At 41.9% G+C, this 2,550-nt stretch carries 4 protein-coding genes and 1 pseudogene; all 5 read left to right on the top strand.

What is annotated here, in order from left to right:
- A partial coding sequence (locus FTV43_RS14985) for a protein rep (protein WP_179995795.1) occupies nucleotides 1-993 on the top strand: 993 nt, incomplete at its 5' end.
- 256 nt (nucleotides 994-1,249) lie between these two features.
- A complete protein-coding gene (locus FTV43_RS14980; protein ID WP_179991768.1) occupies nucleotides 1,250-1,573 on the top strand; it encodes a hypothetical protein in 324 nt (107 codons plus the stop codon).
- Nucleotides 1,566-1,736 carry a hypothetical protein gene (locus FTV43_RS14975; RefSeq protein ID WP_179995794.1) on the top strand — a complete coding sequence of 57 codons (171 nt, stop codon included), beginning with the start codon at nucleotides 1,566-1,568 and terminating at the stop codon, nucleotides 1,734-1,736. The genes FTV43_RS14980 and FTV43_RS14975 overlap by 8 nt, the downstream gene beginning before the upstream one ends.
- Nucleotides 1,733-2,023, top strand: a complete 291-nt coding sequence (locus tag FTV43_RS14970; RefSeq protein WP_179991767.1) for a hypothetical protein — start codon at nucleotides 1,733-1,735, stop codon at nucleotides 2,021-2,023. The genes FTV43_RS14975 and FTV43_RS14970 overlap by 4 nt, the downstream gene beginning before the upstream one ends.
- Before the next feature lie 85 nt (nucleotides 2,024-2,108).
- Nucleotides 2,109-2,550, top strand: a pseudogene (locus FTV43_RS14965) (replication protein); the annotation flags it as partial.

Genomic DNA, 2,550 nt, shown 5'->3' with positions numbered 1-2,550 from the left:
ACATGCGGGCAGCATTTGCTTTGCCCTTTCTGCGCTGCTATTCGTGCCTCCCGTGCTGTTACTCGATACGTTCAACGTATTGATGAAGTATTAACGCAAAATCGCAAGCTCAAGCCCGTTCTAATCACGCTCACAGTAAAAAACGGTTCTGACCTACGGGAACGTGCCGACCATCTTCTAAACGCCTTTAGGAAGCTCCTAGAGCGTCGTAGAGACTTCATCAAGAAGGGTCGAGGGTACAACGAGTTTTGTAAGGTTCAGGGCGCTATGTACTCATACGAAAACACGTATAACGAAAAAACAGGTGAATGGCATCCCCATATTCACATGTTTGCACTGGTGGATAGCTGGATTGATCAGCAAGAGTTTGCGGAATATTGGCAAAGCCTCACTGGTGATTCTTATATTGTAGACGTTCGCAGGGCGAAAAAAGAAAAGGGTTCAGGCTATGCGGGAGCAGCAGCAGAGGTCTGTAAGTACGCTTTAAAGTTTGGTGATCTATCGGTTGAAAAGACTTGGGAGGCTTTTAAGATTCTCAAGGGGCGTCGCTTAACTGGCTCATTTGGTCTTTTATGGGGTGTCAAAATCCCTGAAGAAGCTACGGACGAACTTCCAGACGATCAGTCTTTGCCATATCTCGAAATGCTTTACAAATTCAACTATGCCAAGCATTCATACTATGACTTGATTGTTACACGCAACGTAGAGCCAAAGGCGAAAGCGGAACTAGGAGGAGGAGGAGGAGTTGCGACGACGACCGACCGACGTTGTGAAGCTGTAGCATTGGCGACTAAGGACGAAGCTATCATTTTCGGTCGTGGCGAGGGCACGCAGCACGTGAAAATGAAGCGAGGACGCAAAAAAGCCCACTGGAGAATCCCACCTGCTACCCGTGTTCGGGTTCGGCAACGAATCCGAAGATGGGACGGATATTTATATAATATTGACCTATTCCCGTATGTTGAGCATAGGCTATTAGCTTTTATTGGTTAGCCTGTTTCTTGAGAAACGCGTAAGCGTGCATTCTGAAAATTCTACTGCAACACGTAAGAGTTAGAGCAGGCGGAGTGCCTGCGAACTGACGCAATAAAAACTCTTAACTTTCCTTTCCCTGATTACAAAGCTCCCCTTAGCACCTAAGTGGGAGCTTTTAGCAATCCCGCAGGGTTGCGCCACAAAGAATAATGATATATAAATAACTCACCAGTTAAGCTACTTTAATTTTTTTACATATACAGGGTATATCATTATGACTGAGCCAACTAATTTAGATTTGTTTGTTGCTGAACTTAAAAAAACAGGTCGTTCTAGCTATCACGGTGCATATTTTCAAGTTCCTTTCCGTATCCAATTGCATCTTCATGCGAAAGTTGAATCTCTTGCAAAACACTTAAACAGCTCTCGAAATAAAGTCTTGAATGATCTTTTGGCTATTGCTCTTGATCAGGTTTATTTATCTTTAAATCTCGATGAAGACACTTTGCATGACATTCAGGTTGAGGAGGGGCGGATTCTTCAGGATTTATTGAAGGATCGCCAGTCAATCAATTCTGGAGATATGGCGGATGACTAATTTTGAGGTTACGGCTAACAAGCCTATGGCTTCACTTGATGAAGCTGCTTCATATTTTAAAAAAGTGTTGCAGGAGCATTTAGATAAAAAACGTGACATCACGTTATTTGCTATTGCTGTTGTTGAGGGTCGATTAAAAGTGATTGAGGGTTTTCCAAGATGATTAAGTTAGAGGGAACAGTATTAAACGTCTTTACTCAACAAGGCGGAACAAACAAGAAAGGCGAAGCCTTTGAAGATCGTGACAAGGTGCAAATTTTGGGAGCTATGGAGCTTCCAAACGGTGATGTAAAAAATGAGCTTTTTACATTATCAGTCGAAAATCATCGTGATTTTATCGACTTCTTAAATCAAAAAATTTCTATTGCTGTTGGAGCAATGGCAAGCGGACGTAATGTGATTTTTTATGTCGCAAAAGGCGCACAGCCTGAATTAGCAAAAACCGTGTGAAACACGAAAAAAAACAGTGAGTTAGGCTTGCCTACTCGCTGTTTTTTCTTTCTCTTGATACTATTGATTAAAGTGGGGACAAAAATTGACTAAAAAAGGCAATAAAAAAGCCCATAATTCGGCTGCTTTGGCGGGCGTTGAATTACAGGCTTTGGAATCTTCTTGCGAAGATCAACATTCGGATAGAATAACACGTTTTGCGACTTTAAAACATAGGGCTAAAAACCAAGAAAACTATCTTTTTACACTAGCCAAGTTTAAAGAGAACTATGTTAAAGACGTTAAAAACGATGAATCTATTGCGGCTCTTAAATCTGCCCAAAAATTGAATGAGTGCGGAAACTATCTGCTATTCAAAAATTTCTATACTTTGGGTGAAATCAAACTAACAAAAATCCAAACATGCGGGCAGCATTTGCTTTGCCCTTTCTGCGCTGCTATTCGTGCCTCCCGTGCTGTTACTCGATACGTTCAACGTATTGATGAAGTATTAACGCAAAATCGCAAGCTCAAGCCCGTTCTAATCA

The organism is Acinetobacter sp. YH16053, from assembly GCF_013417035.1.
Taxonomy (GTDB): Bacteria; Pseudomonadota; Gammaproteobacteria; order Pseudomonadales; family Moraxellaceae; genus Acinetobacter; species Acinetobacter towneri.
The sequence above is the reverse complement of the archived record's forward strand: the minus strand, read 5'-3'. Positions and strand labels throughout refer to the sequence as shown.